The following is a 13226-nucleotide window of genomic DNA, read 5'->3' as shown; positions in this document are numbered from 1 at the left end:
TTGCACCAGATGGGGATAGTTTTTCCATCTGGTTTTTATTTTTAAAAACAATTTCTTATATGTTTTTTATCTTAAGCAAGTCGAAGTAAAGTACAGATAATAAGTATAAAGAAAAGTGTATTTTAACGACCTGCCACTTTTTTATATAAAGCTGCTCGAACTGTACCTGCTTTGGTTTGCTTTATAGCGTGCCAACTGTGCGGTAAATTCAACATGTTGAGCTCTCGGTCAGCCTCTATATAAATTAGGGCATTTTCAGTAATCAACGGATCAGCCAGTTTGGCCAGTTCTTCCCAAAGATTTAAGCTATATGGTGGATCTAAAAACACTAAATCAAAACTAGATTTTAGGGTGGGAAGGGCCTGTTGAGCAGTCGCCACTTTTAATTCGCAGTTTTCTGCTTTTAATAACTGAATATTTTGTTTTAAAAACTGCGCTTGAGTTCGGTCTGGTTCAATCATGGTCACATGCTTGGCACCACGCGATAAGGCTTCAAAGCTTAAAGCCCCTGAGCCTGTACAAATATCTAAGACTTGAGCATTTTGAATATCCCACATTAACCAGTTAAACAGTGTTTCGCGGACGCGGTCAGGAGTCGGGCGCAATCCTTCAATACTGGCAAACGCGAGTTGGCGGCGCTTCCACTCTCCGCCTATAATTCTGAGTTGATTTTTCATTATTCGAAATCATCCGCTGCAGCCGCAGGAGCAGCTTGGTTGGTAGGAGTAGCTGCATGTTGAGCTGTATGAGTATTTGAGTTTGCTGGTCGTGCTTGAGAGCCTGTCGTTGAGGACGCTGGAGCTGTGCCAGAACCACTTGGCAATTCCCCTGGTTTAATTCCTGCAGTCATTAAGCCACCGCTAATTTGATGACCTTCTGGTTTAATTGGGTTCTTTTTACGTTGTAATAACCAATAGTCAAAGACAGGGCGGGCCAATTGTGCAGCAGAACCACCATGACGACCATTTTCCCACACAACAGCGATGGCAATTTCAGGATTTTCAGCAGGTGCAAAACCAACAAAAAGTCCGTGGTCTAACTGACGCTCGGTCAGTAAAGCCTCATTATACTTTTTCCCTTGCGCAATACTTTTGACCTGTGCTGTACCTGTTTTTCCTGCAATTTTATACATCGGTGTCCGAATACCACGACCTGTACCTGTTTCAATAACATCTACCATGGCGTCACGCATTTGAACCCAGTCTTCATCTTTACCGTTAAACTGAATATGTCCATCTGGTGCATTCAAAACTTTATGTGGTTTTGCCCCTTTGCTGACTTGTAACACATGTGGAATGACATGCGCTCCGTGATTGGCTGTAATGGCGGTTGCCATAGCCAGTTGTAATGGCGTCGCGGTAAAAGCACCCTGTCCAATACTCACAGAAATCGTTTCACCTTTTAACCATTTACTTTTACGGGTACGCATTTTCCAGTCAGGATTTGGGTATAAACCTTCACTTTCACTCGGTAAATCTACCCCTGTTTTTTGACCGAAACCAAATTGGCGCATCCATGAATTCATTTTCTCAATACCCATACGGTAAGAGAGCACATAATAAAATGTATCGCAGGAAACGACTTGGGCCTTATGAAGATTGACTACGCCATGCCCCGATTTTTTCCAGTCACGGAATTTATGAGAATCGCCAGGTAAGGTAAAGTAGCCATGATCGGAAATTGCAGTCCCCCAGTCGATATAACCATAGTGGATACCCCCTAAACCAAACATTGGTTTAATGGTTGAACCCGGTGGATAAACGCCTTGTACCGCACGGTTATAAAGTGGCTGATCTAAATTGTCGCGTAATCCACTATAGTCAGTATGACTAATCCCGGTTACAAACAGGTTAGGGTTAAAGCTTGGACTGGAAACCAGCGCTAGAATTTCACCTGTACGAGGGTCCATCGCAACAATGGCACCGCGTCGACCTGCCAGTTGTTCAGTCGCAACAGTCTGCAAGCCATAATCCAGAGAAAGGTATAAATCATTGCCACGAACGGGTTCTTTACGTCCTAAATGGCGTAGAACATTACCATGTGCATCGGCCTCGACAGATTCATTCCCTGGTACGCCATGCAAGAGTTCCTCATAAGATTTTTCTACCCCAATTTTCCCAATCAGGTTGGTTCCCGCATACAAGTCCTTATCAATACTTTTTAGTTCTTTGTCATTAATACGCCCCACATAACCAATCACATGGGCAAACAGCTCACCATGTGGATAATAACGGGTCATTTGAGTTTCGATATTGACCCCTGGGAACTGGAATTTAACTTCACTGAATTTGGCAATATCAGTTTCAGTTAAATTGAGTTTGATCGAGACACGTTCGGTTTTCTTCGAGGTTTTAATACGTGACAGGAAGCGTTCAATATCTTCGTCGGTCAGATTTAAAATTGGTGTAAGACGCTTAACAGTATCCTCAATATCCTCCACATCGGCACGACTCATGGTCGCGGTAAACACTGGGTAGTTATCGGCTAATAAAATACCATTGCGGTCATAAATATAACCACGCGCTGGAGCAAGTGGTTGAAGTCGAATACGGTTTTGATCTGATGCCGTTGAAAACTGTTGGTATTGCATAATTTGCAAGTAGGCATAACGTGCCACCAACAGCAACATAAAAAAGCTGACGATCCCGACAGAGATTAATACTCGATTGCGATAAATGCGCTTTTCTTGTTGGACATTTTTTAAAGGAAAGTGCTGCTTCATACGCGATTGACTTACACAGTGGGGGAGAATCAGGAAGGCGCTATTCTAACTCAAGTCACAGGCTTTGATAATGCTTATCTGTTGGAAGTGGGCGGGGCTAGGTTGTTTAATTGCAACAGGGTGTTTTGACTTTATAGACAGTAAAAAGATCAGGTGTTGTATATAAGAATAGAAACAATTCTGTTAAAGTCAAAAACATGCAAAAAATTTGGAATGCATGCACAATTAAAATAAGGACAAAGGTGACAATAATGACAAGAGTTTATCCCTTGTTAGCATTGATAACATTATTCAATACAGCTTATGCGCAAGACCATCATTATTTACCAGATGCGAAATTGCCTCCTGAAAGTGTCAGCACATGGAATCTGGGAGCAGGGGTAACCCAACAGCTGATTCATTTAAATACAGAATGGGTTAATCCCTATGGCATAGCCTATGCCAAAGTGGGTTTTTTTCTTACCGATGATTCCCCTTTTGGAACACAAATAGGTTTTAGATCTCCTTACTATTTCACAGGAAAGGATAAAAACGGGTATTATGTGGGCGTCTATGCAGGTCATATTGCCAGTAAGCAAGTGGATAATAAAGATGAAACACGCTTAGGGGCAGGTGTAGATCTTGCATATGTTTTATTAAACAAAGATCGCATTAGTACATTCAGTGTCGGGCTTGGGGCAGGAGAAGAATTAAAAAATCGTGAGGGTGTGGTTGTAGAACACATAGAACCGAAAATACAATTCTCTTATACATTAAGTATGGGCTTAGGCAGAAAATAACCTGTTTAAAAAATTAAGAATTAATCTCTGTTATTTGGTCATTATTTTGGAAAATATGCATGCTTGAGTACATCAATCAGTTGTGGCAAACCTTTTTGAATCGTCCCGATTTTTGGGCTGTGCTGAGCATTATTCCTGTAACTGCTTTTGTAACTTGGGCACATGTTTGGATGGCACTCAAAATGGTGTTCTATCCAATTACTTTTTGGGGTTTTCACTTAGGTCCATTGCCTGTGGGTTGGCAAGGTATTGTGCCACGTAAAGCAGGACGCATTTCAGGCATTATTACGGATAATACATTATCTAAACTGGGTTCTTTGCGCGAATTTTTAGATGCCATGGATCCAGAAGATATGGCGCGTATTATTGGTGAGCAGGTTGGCTTTGAACTAGAACATCTGATTGATGAAGTCATGGTCGATCGCAATGCGGTACTTTGGGAAAATTTACCATATTCGATTAAACGCCGTATTTATGCACAGGCACACAAGCAGCTTCCAGAGGTGTTGAAAGAACTGGTAACAGAATTAACGGTGAACGTCGAGTCATTGGTAGACATGCGAGAAATGGTGGTCAGCCAAATGGAGGGTGATCGTCGTTTAATGGTGCGTATGTTCTTAAAAGTGGGACAAAAGGAAATCAATTTTATTTGGCATATTAGTGCCCTAATAGGAATGTTTTTTGGTGTGTTCCAAATGATTGTGTGGTTTGTGGTGCCTTGGCACTGGACAGTCCCATTTTGGGCATCGGTTTGGGGATTTTTAACCAATTGGATTGCAATTTGGATGGTCTTTAACCCGATAGAGCCACATTATGTACGTTACCCACAACTCACTGAATTAACTAAAGATCGTAAGTTTCCTTGGGTGAAACCAGTCTGGCCGAGAATCGGAACGTATAATATCCAAGGCGCGTTTATGAAGCGTCAGGAAGAAGTATCGGATGTATTTGCCAGTGTCGTTACTGAAGACTTGATTACGTTAAAATCTATCATGACTGAAATGATGTATGGCACGAAAAAAGACAAAACTCGTCGTATCGTCAAACGGCATATTAACCAAATTATGGAAACTCCACTGGTTCGCACATCATTGCAGCTATCTTTAGGGCCAAAAGAGTACGCAAAACTCAAGACGGACTTGATTGATCGCTCAATTGAAATTACGATGGTGCCAGTATGCGACCCTGCGTTCAATGCGAGCCGTGCACAGAAAATCTTTCAAATGTTCCGAGAGCGTATCCGAGAGTTAACGCCGAAAGAGTTCCAGAACCTGTTACGTCCTGCATTTCAGGAAGACGAATGGATTCTGATTGTATTAGGTGGGGTCACTGGATTTATAGCTGGTACAATACATTTGTTTGTGGCTTTCTTATAATTAGATACTCATGCTGACTGTTTAGATCTGCATAATTGTTGGCTCGAAGTATCATACATATTGTTTTAAATGAGGATGTTTTTTTATGCGCATTATCTTACTCGGACCACCTGGAGCAGGTAAAGGTACACAAGCTCAGTTGATCTGTAAGCGCTACAATGTCCCACAAATTTCAACCGGTGATATGCTCCGTGCTGCAATTCGTGAAGGTACTGAATTAGGTCTTAAAGCTAAAAGCGTAATGGAAAGCGGTGGTCTGGTTTCTGATGAACTGATCATTGGTCTTGTGAAAGAACGTATTGCTCAACCTGATTGTGTGAACGGCTGCATTTTTGATGGTTTCCCACGTACAATTCCACAGGCTGAAGCTTTGGAAAAAGAAGGCATTAACATCGATCACGTGATCGAAATTGATGTCCCTGACGAAGAAATCGTTCAGCGTTTGTCTGGTCGTCGCCAGCACCCTGCATCTGGTCGTGTTTATCATGTTGTTTACAACCCACCTAAAGTTGAAGGCAAAGATGACGAAACTGGTGAAGACTTGGTTCAACGTCCAGATGACCAAGAAGAAACTATTCGTAAGCGTCTAGGTTCATATCATACAGAAACTGAGCAGTTGGTTGGATTCTACCAAGGTCGTGCTGCTTCTGGTGAAAATGCACCGACTTATGACAAATTAAATGGTTTACGTGCAATTGAAGACGTACAAAAAGATTTGTTCGCAATTTTAGATCAGTCAAAATAATTCAAACCTGAATTTTTGACTTTAAAAGAGTCCTAAGTCATATTAGGGCTCTTTTTATTTGTCCTAAATTTTTGAGGATACGATTTTGTTAAAAATTGGTTTATTCATTTTAGTGTTGGCATGCTTGGTCATGTTACTGGGTTTGTTATATATCAGCTTTAAAATGTTAAAAGAAACCCAACAAAAGCAAAAAGAAGAAAGTAAAACTGCGGAAAAACCCCAATATCAGTTACATCCGAAATTGAAACAAAAACAGCCGAAAAAATAAGAGCGTGATTTTGAGATAACAGCGTATCTTGTGCTCGATTCGCTGTGTTCCTTAAATGTTTTTAACAGGAATTGCGCGTGCTGCGCCAAATTCAAAACGCTCTGGCCAATTGCAGACATCTGAAACTACACATTCGACACACTTTGGTTTACGTGCGATACAGCAGTAACGACCATGTAGAATCAGCCAGTGGTGTGCATCGACCATAAATTCTTTAGGAATAACTTTGACCAGTCGGTGCTCAACTTCGAGGACATTTTTTCCTACTGCCAAACCTGTCCGATTGCCTAATCGAAAAATATGCGTATCCACCGCCATGGTGGGATGTCCGAATGCAGTATTCAACACCACATTTGCAGTTTTACGTCCAACGCCAGGTAAAGCTTCTAAGTCAGCACGATTATTCGGCACTTGACTGTTATGTCGTTCAATTAAAATTTGGCAGGTTTTAATGACATTCTCAGCTTTGGAATTATATAAACCAATGGTTCTGATGTATTGCTTGAGCCCTTCAACACCCAACTCCAAAATGGTTTCAGGTGTATTGGCGATTGGAAACAATTTGTCTGTGGCTTTATTGACACTGACATCAGTGGCCTGAGCCGAAAGGGTTACCGCAACTAATAACTCAAATGGTGTAGAAAAGTTTAACTCCGTTGTCGGGTTGGGGCGCTGATCGCGTAAACGTTCAAAGAAGGTTTGAATTTGCTTCTTGGTCATGTTTTTAACGGTGGAGGTTTTGGTCACCATGTTTAAGCTCCTTGCCAAGCATTGAGTTGTTCGGTCAAGGTTAGCAATTGAGCGCGCTTGGTTACATCTTCACGAACGCTGAGTTGTTTCTCTAACTTTTTAATTTGTGTTCGTAATTTTGCCAACTCAATGGTTGATTTGGCATCTTGTTGGGTGACAGTAGGTGTTTTGTCGGCAACTTCAATTACAGGTACTGAATCAAGTTGAGTAGAGAATTGAGCAAATAATGCTGTATCAATTTCGGCACGTACTACAGGGCCCTTACGCTGCAAGCGACGAGTTTCTTCACGTTGAATATGGGCATAGTAGCGTTGGCGTAAATCGTTTTGTTCTATTGTGCGTTCAATTTCATTCGGTAAGCTATTTAAATCTTCGACTAAATCAATACAGTCAACTGGACAGGGTGGAATACAAAGTTCACAGCCCGTGCATAAATCAGTCAACACACTATGCATGAGTTTCCCCGATCCGATAATCGCATCAACGGGGCATGCACTAATACATTTGGTACAACCAATACATTCATCTTCTCGAATAATGGCTTTCATTCGTTGTGGACGACCATCCGATTGAAGAGGCCATACGCTTTCCTCTGCTTTTAGAGATGGGCGTTGTAATAATTCAGCTAAAGCATCAGCCACAGGCTGTCCACCTGGGACGCATTTATTGGCAGCTTCTCCTTCAGCAATTGCTTTGGCGTAGGGAAGGCAACCATCTCGATGACCACATAAACCACATTGAGTTTGGGGAAGTAGCGCGTCGATGTGTTGAATGAGAGCAATTTGCGAAATCATGCGAAAACCACGCCTGTTTTTAGAACAGGATTAGAGAGATAGAGTCAAATTTTTCTGAATTTTAGCATGATTTAGGTGATTAATCTTGTGTTCCAAATTAATGCATTAAATGTGTTTATATGGTGCAAAAAAAGGTGGGATTGTTAAGTCAGGGTTTAAAAATATGAAAGACAAACTTTATTTAATAGTTAAAATAATTATTTGTTATATATTGAAAATATCAAGTTATTTTAAATAAATATTGTGGAAGGTGGATAAAAAGTATTTAATGTTTTGCGCCAAAATTTATCACTTAATTTAATTTTGACCTATTTTGATTCATAAATTGCTGAGGATGAAGTGTTGAAATACAGTAGCCTAAACGACTTTTTGGATTACGTAAAAACACGTGATGCACACCAACCCGAGTTTTTACAAGCGGTAGAAGAGGTGATGACCAGTCTGTGGCCATTCATTGAAAAGAACCCAAAATATGCAGCACATGGATTACTTGAGCGTTTAATTGAACCAGAACGTGCTATCCAATTCCGCGTGTCATGGGTCGATGATCAAGGTAACACCCAAGTAAATCGAGCATTTCGTGTTCAATACAACTCAGCAATTGGTCCATTTAAGGGTGGGATGCGTTTCCATCCCTCTGTCAATTTATCCATTTTAAAATTCTTGGGTTTTGAACAGACTTTTAAAAATGCCTTAACAACGTTGCCTATGGGTGGCGGAAAAGGCGGTTCTGACTTTGACCCTAAAGGGAAGTCAGAAGGCGAAATTATGCGTTTCTGCCAAGCATTAATGATTGAGCTATACCGTCACTTAGGTTCTAACACAGATATTCCTGCTGGAGATATTGGTGTTGGTGGTCGTGAAGTCGGCTATATGGCTGGGATGATGAAAAAACTCAGTAATGATACTTCTTGTGTATTTACTGGAAAAGGTTTGGCATTTGGTGGGTCTTTGGCACGTCCAGAAGCAACGGGTTATGGCACAGTATACTTTGCTGAAGAAATGCTAAAAACGCGTGGTGATAGTTTCCACGGAAAAACTGTGACCATTTCAGGTTCGGGTAATGTTGCACAATTTGCTGCTGAAAAAGCCATGTTCCTAGGCGCAAAAGTTGTATCACTTTCAGACTCGAATGGTACGGTTTATGTCAAAGATGGTTTCACCGATGAACTTCTAGCAGAAGTAATGCATTTAAAAAATGAAGCCCGTGGACGTATTTCTGAATTTGCATCTAAGCATGGATTTGAATATTTAGAAGGCAAACGCCCTTGGGGGATTCCTTGTGATATCGCTTTACCATGTGCAACTCAGAATGAATTGACGGGTGAAGATGCAGAGGTATTATTGGCTAATGGTGTTTTCTGTGTTGCAGAAGGTGCCAATATGCCTTCAACACTCGATGCTGTAGAAAAATTTGTTGCAGCGAAAATTCTGTATGCACCAGGTAAGGCATCTAATGCTGGTGGTGTAGCCACTTCGGGTCTTGAAATGTCACAAAATGCATTGCGTTTAGGATGGAGCTTCGAAGAAGTCGATGAGCGTTTACATGCAATTATGAAAGATATTCACCGTAATTGTGTTAAATATGGCACAAAAGCAGACGGTAGCATTAATTATGTGGATGGCGCCAATATTGCAGGCTTCGTGAAAGTTGCTGATGCTATGCTGTCGCAGGGTGTGTTCTAAGACAGAAAACGAGCAGTTCAGATAAAAAAGCCGATGCAATTGCATCGGCTTTTTTATGCTTGTATTTATTTTACAGTTTCGGTTTCAATCACCATATCTTTGACATAAGCATATTTAGATTGGTCTGCAGCAGGGTTTTGACGTTCAAAACGTTTTACACGAACAATTTGGCGGGTTTTAGAATCGTGAGTATAGCCTTCGATATGGTCGTAGAATAAAGTCCAATCTTTATCGACAGTTGTTTTTATACCTTTGTCATCATATTTGATTTCACGAACTTGTAAGCACTCAATGCGAGCGACACCAGCTGAACAAGTTTTTGTTTCTGGCGAAATTTCTAAAAAGATGGTTTCACCTTGAGATTGGTATTTAGTTTCAGGTGTCATTTTCCCAACAAAGACATGTTTTTCGCCTTTCGCAGAAAGCAGTGTTAAGGTAGGTGCTTCAACATTTTGGCTATTCAAGGTAAATTGAATTGAACGTTGACCGAGTAAATCTGCAGCTAAGCGTTCTTGTTGCATCGCAGGTTCAGCACAAGCCATTTGTGTGCCCATCATTGCACCTGTGACAATTTTGTCACCTTCAATTTTCCAGCTCGTACCTAAACCGTTACAGCTAGTTTTTACAGACAATTGTCCTTGTGTATTAAACGACAGTGTTAAAGGTTTTGGCGTGGTCGATGTAGTGCTGATCCATTCATAGGCAGCAAGCGTTTTGTTTTGATCAGGAATTGATTGTACATTCACGGCTTGATCCAAATTTGATGGTGTTTGAGTTGATTGGCAAGCAGCAAGAGAAAAAGGCAACAAAGCAAGTAAAAGGTATTTCAATTTCATTTTTAAATTAACACTTTAGTGAATAGATACAAAACTAAAGGTTAAATGATTAATAAAAAAAAGAAATGAATACGTGTACAACATTTGTATTCATTTCTTTAATTTTTAGAAAGGATTAGTCAAAACGGTAAATGTCCATTCCCAATGAACCCATTGTGAAACTGCTATGGACAATATTAAAGCGTGTGCCCGTACCCATTGCAAAAAATAAAGGCGAAAAATGTTCTAAAGTTGGATGATTGCGCTGTACATAGGGAATACTGTTCCAGTCCAATACTGCTTCATAGTCTTGATGCGACAGTTTTTGAACCACATAGTTTCGGAAGGTCGATGCCCATATAGGCACATCCTGCGATTCCCCATGCCATGACAATTCAGACAAATTATGGGTAATACTGCCCGAACCAATCAGTAGAACTTGTTGTTCACGCAAAACTGAAAGAGCTTGCCCAATTTGATAAATCTGTTCTGCTGACATATGCATAGGTAGTGAAATTTCAACCACTGGGATATCTGCATTCGGGAACATGTGGAGTAATGGCATCCACACACCATGATCACGCGGGCGGCTATTATTGGCGTGGGCATCAAATCCTGCATCAGACAGTCGCTTTAAAATGTCTTCGGCAAGTTGAGGGTCACCAGGAGCAGGGTAGCGAATTTCATATAGCGCAGGGGGGAAACCACGAAAATCATGCCAAGTTTCTGGGCGGATGCCCGTATTGACCTCAAGTGCCTGACTTTCCCAGTGTGCTGACATCACGACAATCGCTTTAGGTGTTGGTAGATTTAAACTCAAACGTTGTAAGGCTGGACCGACTTGTTCAGGGTTAAGCGTAAGCATGGGAGATCCATGAGAAATAAATAAACCTGGTAAAGTTTGTAGATTCATCGTCTTGCGCCTAATTTGAATAAGAGAATATGTTCATCATGCCAAAGAGAAATAGTTGAATAAAGCATTTCTATTCAACGTATTGTTGCAATTATAGAATGATAGGAGATGGCTTTAACCCGCCCGATGATAGGGATGATTGTGATTAATGCTCATGGCTCGATATAACTGTTCAATCAGCATGACACGCACCAATGGGTGTGGCAAGGTCAGTTTTGATAATGACCAATGCCATGCGGCTGCTTTACGGACCGCTTCTGAATGACCATCTGGTCCACCAATCGCCAAGGCGACATCATTGCCTTCCAGCATCCAAGACTTCATGGTATCAGCCAGTTTTTCGGTGCTGAATTCACGACCACCCACTTCAAGCGCGATGAGCGTTTCATTCTGTTTGAGTGCATTTAAAATGCTATCACCTTCAATTTGTCGATATTTTAAAATGTCGGCTTCAGAATCATTTTTTCCACGCTTTGCCATGGGCAACTCAATAATTTGCGTTTGTACAAAGGGTTGAATTCGTTTGAAATAATCTTCAAAACCCGTCAGAACCCAAGCTGGCATTTTTTGACCAATGGTCAGAATTCGTATTTTCATATCTGGCATCACATGCTTATTCAGCAGAATTATAGCGTTGAATGAATACAATCCAATCTCGATATACATTTTGCAATTGAAAATAATTACTGGCTGTTGCATTAATGCTCTGTAAGAACGAAAAAAATTGTGATGACGGTGGAATAATAATAAATGAAAAGGAATAAATTTTTGAAAGTAGCTTGGGTTGGTTTACTGATGACGGCTATTTCGGTGGTTACGCAGAGTCAGGCCAATTCTGCGACCAGCCAACAAGCTGACGTCCAGAATGTCCAACTTTACTTACAGCAAATTATTGGTACAGGTTCATTTCGGAATCATCAAAATATTGCCGAATTAAATCGAGTTTCAGCTTGGATCAAAGAGCAAATGCGTTTATTTGGTATTCCTTGTCAATTTCAGAATTATATTGTGAATCGGCAGAATTATCGCAACGTGGTCTGTTCATTAAATGTGGGAGGAGCCGAAAAAGTCATCGTTGGCGCACATTATGATGTGTTTGGTCAAGTACAGGGAGCAGATGATAATGCCTCTGGGGTCGCGGGAGTGATTGAAGCGGCTCGTATTTTGTCACAGGAAAAAAGCCATCTAAGCCATAATGTAGAATTTGCTTTTTATACGCTTGAAGAACCGCCATATACCAATACAGAATATATGGGCAGTTATGTACATGCCAAGTCAGTACAAGCACAACGCGATAAGATCCTAGGGGTTTATATTCTGGAAATGATTGGCTACTACGATACAGCACTGGTGCAAGAATATCCTGTTGGATTGAAGTGGATTTATCCAAGTCACGGTAATTTTATTGCAGCGGTGAGTGATATCGATTCGCGTGGATTAGGTGAGAATTTTTGTACTGCCATGCAGCAATTGGAATGCCAGCGTTTAGTCGCACCATCTTTTACCCCAGGATTGAATTTTTCAAGTCATAGCAACTATTGGAATTATGATATTCCTGCGATTATGCTGACCGATACCGCTTTTTATCGGAATAAGAATTATCATACGGCTGCCGACACATTAAAGACCCTAAATCTTGAAAAGATGACTCAGGTGATCGATGGGTTGGTGCAAACGATATTGAAGTAAATAATGTAGGATGAAAAGGGCATTATTATTTTTATGTAGAAAAATTAAAGAATACCAATAAAAAACGCAGTCCTTGAATAGTGTAAGGACTGCGATCAAGAGATTATCTGCCTGGAGAAACAGATAACCTTTAAGAATAAGAAACATACAGCACATATGTATTCTTATTATTTAATATTGGGTGTTCTTTGGATTTTTTCAAGTCTGATTTATGAAGGGAAACCTGCTTAATATTCAAAGTTAGAATATACGATAACCTTAAATTATTTACGATACGCTGGTTTACTTCATAGAATGTAAACCAATCATATTTCCTTCTGTATCAAAAGCTAAAACAATAAATCCGTACTCACCAATTGAAGTTTTTGATTCATGAATCTTACCGCCCGCTTCACCAATTCGGGCTGCTTCATCTGCACAGTCTTCACATGAAAAATAGATTAATGTGCTGTTTCCACCTGCGGCGACTCCTGACATTTGAACTAAAGCACCAGAAGCGCCATAAACTTGCATATCCGATGGGAACGCCCACATTTGAAGCGAGTTACCCTCAGAAGGAGGAGTCAATTCAGAGAGTTGAATATTAAATACTGCTTCATAAAATTGTTTGGCTCGGGTTATGTCATTGACATATATTTCAAACCATCCGACAGGGTTTTTCATTTTAATGGTCCTGTATCATCCTTTGG

At 40.6% G+C, this 13226-nt stretch carries 14 protein-coding genes; 6 read left to right on the top strand and 8 right to left on the bottom strand.

Features of this window, described 5'->3' with window-relative positions; genetic code table 11:
* Positions 1–122 precede the first annotated feature (122 nt).
* Entirely contained in the window at positions 123–677 is a 555-nt protein-coding gene (gene rsmD, locus MP622_RS09465; protein WP_104440998.1) for a 16S rRNA (guanine(966)-N(2))-methyltransferase RsmD, read from the bottom strand.
* Entirely contained in the window at positions 677–2722 is a 2046-nt protein-coding gene (gene mrdA / locus MP622_RS09460; protein WP_243790675.1) for a penicillin-binding protein 2, read from the bottom strand. Before mrdA ends, rsmD begins: the two co-directional genes overlap by 1 nt.
* 251 nt (positions 2723–2973) lie before the next feature.
* Here mrdA and MP622_RS09455 point away from each other — a divergent pair, with 251 nt between their 5' ends.
* From MP622_RS09455 to MP622_RS09440, 4 genes are all read left to right on the top strand, one after another.
* Entirely contained in the window at positions 2974–3501 is a 528-nt protein-coding gene (locus MP622_RS09455; RefSeq protein ID WP_243790674.1) for a hypothetical protein, read from the top strand.
* Between the two features lie 59 nt (positions 3502–3560).
* Positions 3561–4877: a hypothetical protein gene (locus MP622_RS09450; RefSeq protein WP_016165853.1), complete on the top strand. Its 1317-nt coding sequence runs from the start codon at positions 3561–3563 to the stop codon at positions 4875–4877.
* Between the two features lie 85 nt (positions 4878–4962).
* Positions 4963–5622, top strand: a complete 660-nt coding sequence (adk, locus tag MP622_RS09445) for an adenylate kinase (protein ID WP_044740200.1) — start codon at positions 4963–4965, stop codon at positions 5620–5622.
* An 85-nt stretch (positions 5623–5707) separates the two neighbouring features.
* Positions 5708–5890, top strand: a complete 183-nt coding sequence (locus MP622_RS09440) for a hypothetical protein (RefSeq protein ID WP_151504211.1) — start codon at positions 5708–5710, stop codon at positions 5888–5890.
* 51 nt (positions 5891–5941) lie between these two features.
* On the opposite strand, the gene nth is transcribed toward MP622_RS09440, so the two are convergent.
* The gene (gene nth / locus MP622_RS09435) at positions 5942–6640 is read right to left on the bottom strand and encodes an endonuclease III (protein ID WP_243790672.1); all 699 of its coding nucleotides are present in this window, start codon (positions 6638–6640) and stop codon (positions 5942–5944) included.
* A 2-nt stretch (positions 6641–6642) separates the two neighbouring features.
* A complete protein-coding gene (locus MP622_RS09430) occupies positions 6643–7434 on the bottom strand; it encodes an RnfABCDGE type electron transport complex subunit B (RefSeq protein ID WP_243790670.1) in 792 nt (263 codons plus the stop codon).
* A 342-nt stretch (positions 7435–7776) separates the two neighbouring features.
* Between MP622_RS09430 and gdhA the strand changes: the two genes are divergently transcribed.
* Positions 7777–9120 (top strand): NADP-specific glutamate dehydrogenase, encoded by a 1344-nt coding sequence (gdhA, locus tag MP622_RS09425; protein WP_026441301.1) that lies wholly within the window; start codon positions 7777–7779, stop codon positions 9118–9120.
* Positions 9121–9185: 65 nt separating this feature from the next.
* Here the strand turns inward: gdhA and MP622_RS09420 are convergent, their stop codons facing one another.
* From MP622_RS09420 to rlmH, 3 genes are all read right to left on the bottom strand, one after another.
* Positions 9186–9956 carry an META and DUF4377 domain-containing protein gene (locus tag MP622_RS09420; RefSeq protein WP_243790669.1) on the bottom strand — a complete coding sequence of 257 codons (771 nt, stop codon included), beginning with the start codon at positions 9954–9956 and terminating at the stop codon, positions 9186–9188.
* Positions 9957–10071: 115 nt separating this feature from the next.
* The gene (locus tag MP622_RS09415; protein WP_243790667.1) at positions 10072–10848 is read right to left on the bottom strand and encodes a class III extradiol ring-cleavage dioxygenase; all 777 of its coding nucleotides are present in this window, start codon (positions 10846–10848) and stop codon (positions 10072–10074) included.
* Positions 10849–10962: 114 nt separating this feature from the next.
* Positions 10963–11445, bottom strand: coding sequence for a 23S rRNA (pseudouridine(1915)-N(3))-methyltransferase RlmH (gene rlmH / locus MP622_RS09410; protein WP_026441300.1), 483 nt, complete (start codon positions 11443–11445; stop codon positions 10963–10965).
* 198 nt (positions 11446–11643) lie between these two features.
* Here rlmH and MP622_RS09405 point away from each other — a divergent pair, with 198 nt between their 5' ends.
* Entirely contained in the window at positions 11644–12537 is an 894-nt protein-coding gene (locus MP622_RS09405; RefSeq protein WP_228155356.1) for a M20/M25/M40 family metallo-hydrolase, read from the top strand.
* 282 nt (positions 12538–12819) lie between these two features.
* Here the strand turns inward: MP622_RS09405 and MP622_RS09400 are convergent, their stop codons facing one another.
* Positions 12820–13200 (bottom strand): VOC family protein, encoded by a 381-nt coding sequence (locus MP622_RS09400; protein ID WP_151504205.1) that lies wholly within the window; start codon positions 13198–13200, stop codon positions 12820–12822.
* Positions 13201–13226: the final 26 nt, after the last annotated feature.

It is taken from the genome of Acinetobacter sp. PK01, assembly GCF_022819285.1.
GTDB classification, from domain to species: domain Bacteria; phylum Pseudomonadota; class Gammaproteobacteria; order Pseudomonadales; family Moraxellaceae; genus Acinetobacter; species Acinetobacter tandoii.
Note: the sequence above shows the minus strand (reverse complement) of the source record. Positions and strands in the feature narration are given on the sequence as shown.